This is a genomic window from Halomonas sp. BC04 (assembly GCF_000568385.1).
The window spans coordinates 1-5,323 of record NZ_AZQX01000264.1; the positions used below are offsets into that span (position 1 = coordinate 1).

General features: G+C 63.8%; 3 protein-coding genes, 3 tRNA genes and 1 pseudogene. All 7 read left to right on the plus strand.

Annotation, left to right across the window (positions count from 1 at the left end; genetic code table 11):
• The first annotated feature begins 268 nt into the window (after window positions 1-268).
• A complete protein-coding gene (gene uvrY / locus Q427_RS18250; protein ID WP_043516542.1) occupies window positions 269-916 on the plus strand; it encodes a UvrY/SirA/GacA family response regulator transcription factor in 648 nt (215 codons plus the stop codon).
• Between the two features lie 48 nt (window positions 917-964).
• A complete protein-coding gene (gene uvrC / locus Q427_RS18255) occupies window positions 965-2,779 on the plus strand; it encodes an excinuclease ABC subunit UvrC (protein WP_043516543.1) in 1,815 nt (604 codons plus the stop codon).
• 69 nt (window positions 2,780-2,848) lie between these two features.
• Entirely contained in the window at window positions 2,849-3,397 is a 549-nt protein-coding gene (pgsA, locus tag Q427_RS18260) for a CDP-diacylglycerol--glycerol-3-phosphate 3-phosphatidyltransferase (RefSeq protein WP_043516544.1), read from the plus strand.
• A gap of 63 nt (window positions 3,398-3,460) precedes the next feature.
• Window positions 3,461-3,535 (plus strand) — tRNA-Gly (locus Q427_RS18265).
• A gap of 99 nt (window positions 3,536-3,634) precedes the next feature.
• Window positions 3,635-3,708: transfer RNA gene (locus Q427_RS18270), tRNA-Cys, on the plus strand.
• Window positions 3,709-3,744: 36 nt separating this feature from the next.
• A tRNA-Leu gene (locus Q427_RS18275) sits at window positions 3,745-3,831 on the plus strand.
• Window positions 3,832-4,144: 313 nt separating this feature from the next.
• A pseudogene (gene nadB / locus Q427_RS18280) lies at window positions 4,145-5,323 on the plus strand (L-aspartate oxidase); the annotation flags it as partial.

Below are 5,323 nucleotides of genomic sequence, written 5' to 3' on the forward strand. Positions count from 1 at the left end.
GACCTCAACACTGCCAGTGTTGCGCTCTCCCAGCTGAGCTAAGGCCCCACGTTGTTGCTCTCGCAAGAACGAGGCAAATGATACCGACCACTGTCTGGCCAGTCAACCTAACCCGCCAGTTTTCACGCCCCGTTGACGGTAACGTGCAGTATGGGCACTAAGCCAATTTCCCTTGGCCGACGAGTGTGGCAAGCTTGGTGGCTTCAATACCATCCGCTCTCTTCACGGACGCTTCCGTGATCAACAGCAATGACGAGGGACGTCAGCCTTGATCAAGGTTCTCATTGTCGATGACCATCACCTGGTTCGCACCAGTCTCGCTCGCCTGTTGGATGAGGAGGAAGACATCGACGTGGTCGGCGAGGCTGCCAGCGGAGAGGAGGCCATCACCCTGAGCCGCAAGCTGGACCCGGATGTGGTGCTGATGGACCTTCGCATGCCGGGTATCGGCGGCCTGGAGGCGACGCGCAAGATCATGCGCAATAGCGCCGACATCCGTGTACTGGCCCTTACCGGCTTCATGGAAGACAACTTCGCCCAGCGCCTGCTGGAAGCGGGGGCCGGGGGCTTTATCAGCAAGGACACCCAGGTCCCGGATATGGTCGACGCGATCCGCAGCGTATTTGCCGGTCACCGCTATATCAGCCCGGATATTGCCCAGCGCCTGGTGCTGTCACGCTTCGACTCGGAAGAGAACCCCTTCGACCAGCTCTCCCAGCGCGAGCTGCAGGTGGCGATGATGATCGTCAACTGCCAGCGGGTCTCGGAGATATCAGATCGCCTCTTCCTCAGCCCGAAAACCGTCAACACCTATCGCTACCGAATCTTCGAAAAGCTGGGGGTGCAGACCGACGTCGAGCTCACCCACCTGGGCCTGAAACATGGCCTGGTCGATGGCTTCGATACCGTCAGCTGAGACGAACAATCTGGTAAGCTTGGGGCTCACGCCCCAGCCAGTTCCAAGATGACCTTCGATTCCCGACAGTTTCTCGCCCACCTGACCCAAGCCCCGGGCATCTACCGCATGCTCGATGAGCAGGGCGATACCCTCTATGTCGGCAAGGCCAAACGCCTGAAGGCGCGCTTGTCGAGCTATTTTCGCGGCACCCTCAATGCCAAGACACAGGCCATGGTCGGCCGTATCGCGGACGTTCAGGTCACGGTGACCCGCAGCGAGATCGAAGCGCTGCTGCTGGAGCAGACCCTGATCAAGGAGCTGCGCCCGCCCTACAACATCCTGCTTCGCGACGACAAATCCTATCCCTTCGTCTTCGTCACCGACCGCCATCCCTACCCGGCGCTCGAGTACAAACGAGCCAGGCGGCGCCACGAGGACGGTCGCTATCTGGGGCCCTACCCCAGCAGCGGGGCGGTGCGCGAAAGCCTGTCGCTGATGCAGAAGATCTTTCGCATCCGCAACTGCGAGGACAGCGTCTTCGCGCACCGCACCCGACCCTGCCTGCAGTACCAGATTCAGCGCTGCAGCGCCCCCTGTGTCGGCTATATCAGCGAGGCCGACTATCGTCGCGATCTCGAGCATGCCGTCATGTGCCTGGAGGGTCGCAGCGAACAGGTCACCGGCGAGCTGACCGAGGCCATGGAGGCTGCCAGCCGGGACCTGGCCTTCGAGGATGCCGCCCGCCTGCGTGACCAGGTGCAGCATCTGCGCCAGCTCCAGCAGCGCCAGTTCGTCGACACCGAAGGCGGCGACGCCGACGTCTTTGCCGTGGCGGAGCGCGAGGACTCGCTGTGCATCTCCGTGCTGGCCGTGCGCCAGGGGCGCCTGCTCGGCGCCCGTCATCACAAGCCCGGCAACAACCTGGGCCTGGCGGCCCACGACCTGCTGGCGGAGTTCATCAGCCAGTATTACCTGGGCCAGGGCCGGGACATTCCGCGGGAAGTGATCACCAGCCTGCCGCTTGCCGATACCGATATCCTGGAAAGTGCACTGGCGGCTCGCGCCGAGCGCCGAGTTCGACTGGCGCACAGCGTGCGCGGCCATCGCCACCAGTGGCTCGAGCTCGCGCGTACCAACGCCGAACAGCAGCTGGCCGGCCAACTGGCCAGCCAGGCGCAGCTCACACTCCGCTTCGATGCGTTGCGCGCAGCACTCGCCTTGCCACGGGCTCCGCAGCGGCTGGAGTGCTTCGACATCAGCCACAGCCATGGCGAGGCCACCGTGGCCTCCTGCGTGGTATTCGACCAGAGTGGGCCGCGAAAATCGGATTACCGGCGCTTCAATATCGAGGGCGTAGCGGCCGGTGACGATTATGCCGCCATGCGCCAGGCACTGAGCCGCCGCTTCCGTCGCCTTGCCGATGGGGAAGGCATGACGCCGGACATCCTGCTGGTGGATGGCGGCAAGGGGCAGTTGAACCAGGCCCGCGAGGTGCTGTCCGAGCTGGGACTCGAACACATCCTGCTGCTGGGCGTGGCCAAGGGCACCACCCGCCGGGCCGGCCTGGAAACCCTGTTCGTGGAAACCGTGGATCACACACTCGACCTGGATGGCGCGTCGCCTGCCCTGCACCTCATCCAGCATGTCCGTGATGAAGCCCACCGCTTCGCCATAACCGGGCATCGCAGTCGGCGCGACAAGGCCCGCCGCAGCTCCACACTGGAAGATATCGAAGGCATCGGCCCCAAGCGCCGACGGGAATTGCTTCGCTTCTTCGGCGGCCTGCAGGGCGTCAAGCAGGCCAGTCGCGAGGAGCTGGCCAGGGTTCCCGGGATCAGCGCCACCCTGGCCGACACGATTCATCGTTCGCTGCATGGATGAAAGGACCCACTGCGGATAGAATGGTGGCCTTCTCGGTAACCCTGACCTCAGGCAAGGATCCCCCTGTCAATGAACATCCCCAACATCCTGACGCTGGCTAGAATCGCCTTCATCCCGCTGCTGGTGGTGTTCTTCTATCTACCCTTCTCCTGGAGCATGCCGGTTGCCGCTGGCCTGTTTGCCCTGGCCGCAGTAACGGACTGGCTCGACGGCTACCTGGCACGCCGCTGGGACCAGGCCACCTCCTTCGGCGCCTTTCTCGATCCGGTGGCTGACAAGCTGATGGTCGCCGTCGCCCTGGCCCTGCTGATCGAGCGTTTCGACAGCGTTTGGCTGACGCTGCCGGCGCTGGTGATCATCGGCCGCGAGATCGTCATCTCGGCGCTGCGGGAGTGGATGGCCGAAATGGGCAAGCGCGGCAGCGTCGCCGTCTCCTGGCTGGGCAAGGTCAAGACCACCCTGCAGATGATCGCCCTGCTGCTGCTATTGGCTTTTCCGCCGGGCACCCAGTTCGCCCTTCTCGGTATCGCCACGCTCTACGTCGCGGCTATCCTGACCCTCTGGTCCATGGTGCTCTACCTGCGTTCCGCCTGGCCGCACCTGAGCCGATCCATGTAGCAGGAAAGGCCAACAAGTAATTGACAGAAACGACCTTATCCGTATAATTCGCTCTCGAGTCGAGCGGGAATAGCTCAGTGGTAGAGCATCGCCTTGCCAAGGCGAGGGTCGGGAGTTCGAATCTCCTTTCCCGCTCCATTTCTCTTCGGGCAAAGCCCCAAGAGAGGCGGAATAGAGGGTCGTGAGCCGGTGCGCCGGTCCGGTCGATCTCCTTTCCCGCTCCATACGACTCATTGAGGCTGGATGGCAGAGTGGTTATGCAGCGGACTGCAACTCCGTGTACGCCGGTTCGATTCCGACTCCAGCCTCCACTTATTCCCTTCAGTTGTCTGCTCGAATCCCGTGCCGCCCGGATGGCGAAATTGGTAGACGCAAGAGACTTAAAATCTCTCGGTGGCAACACCGTGCCGGTTCGAGCCCGGCTCCGGGCACCAGACTCTTCGCTATCCCGTTCCTCACCCGGTATCATCGGACGCTAAGGAAACGCTGAACAAATTGCCGAGCGAGATGAAGCGCAAGGCGCACGGAGCACAGAACCGAGCGAAGCGACAAACATCCGCAGGATGGCCCCGAAGGGCGAGAAGCCGAAGGCTTCGAGTCAACCGGAGCATATGGGGTATATGTGAGGATCCGACGGTCCGACGCTTCGGCACCGCGCAACGCAGCGATTCGCTCGTGTAGGCATTTGTGCAGTGTTTCCCTAACGAGCCGAGACGGCCGATGCAACAGGTTCCAGCGAGACCCCGCATGCCCCGTAGCGAACATGACGTACTGATTGTCGGCGGCGGCGTTGCCGGCCTGACCCTGGCTCTGCACGCAGCCGATAACCGGCACGTCACCCTGGTTCGCCCCGCCAGCGACGACCAGAGCGCCAGCCGCTGGGCGCAAGGCGGCATTGCCGCCGTGCTCTCCCCCCAGGACGACTTCGATGCCCACGTGGCCGACACCCTGGTGGCTGGCGCCGGCCTGTGCGACGAACGCGCCGTGCGCTTCACCGTCGAGCAGGGACCCGGCGCCATCGAGTGGCTGCTCTCCCTGGGCGTTCCCTTTACCCGCGACCCCGACCCCGCTTCACCCTACCCCTATCACCTGACACGGAGGGTGGCCATGGGGCACGACGCATCATCCATGCCGAAGATGCCACCGGGCGCGCCGTGCTCGACACGCTGATGGCCAATACCCTGGCTCACCCCGCCATCACCATACGGGACGATCTCACCGCCATCGGCCTGGTCGCCGATAGCCATGGCCAGTGTTGCGGCGCGCGCTGCCTGGATGGCCGTGGCGAACCGACTGTACTGCTGGCAGCCGATACCGTTCTCGCCACCGGGGGTGCCAGCGGCCTCTATCGCCACACCACCAGCCCCAACCCCGCCAGCGGCGAAGGCATGCTGATGGCCGCCGAGCTTGGCGCCGAATTGATGAACCTGGAATTCCAGCAGTTCCACCCCACCTGCCTCTACGACCCGGAAGGCGCCCCTTTCCTGATCAGCGAGGCGGTCAGAGGCGAGGGTGGACATCTGCTGAACATACGGGGCGAGCGCTTCATGCCGGCACTCGATCCGCGAGCGGAGCTGGCTCCTCGGGATATCGTCGCCCGGGCCATCGATGACGAAATGCAGCGCACGGGCTCTCCCCATGTCTGGCTCGACATACGCCATCTGGGAGAGAACGCCATACGCCAGCACTTTCCGACCATCCATGCACATTGCCTGGGTCGTGGCATGGATATCGCTCGTCAGCCGATACCGGTGGTACCTGCCGCACACTACAGCTGCGGCGGTGTCGCCACCGGCCTGGACGGCGCCTCCACCGTCCCCCGGCTCTACGCCATCGGCGAAGCGGCCTGCACCGGCCTGCATGGCGCCAACCGCATGGCCAGCAACTCACTGCTGGAGTGCCTGGTCTTCGCCCGCAGCTGCGCGG

What these genes read in the sequence shown, in the direction of transcription:
- uvrC (WP_043516543.1), top strand. Translation starts at nt 965, where the DNA reads ATGACCTTCGATTCCCGACAGTTTCTCGCCCACCTGACCCAAGCCCCG.
- pgsA (WP_043516544.1), top strand. Translation starts at nt 2,849, where the DNA reads ATGAACATCCCCAACATCCTGACGCTGGCTAGAATCGCCTTCATCCCG.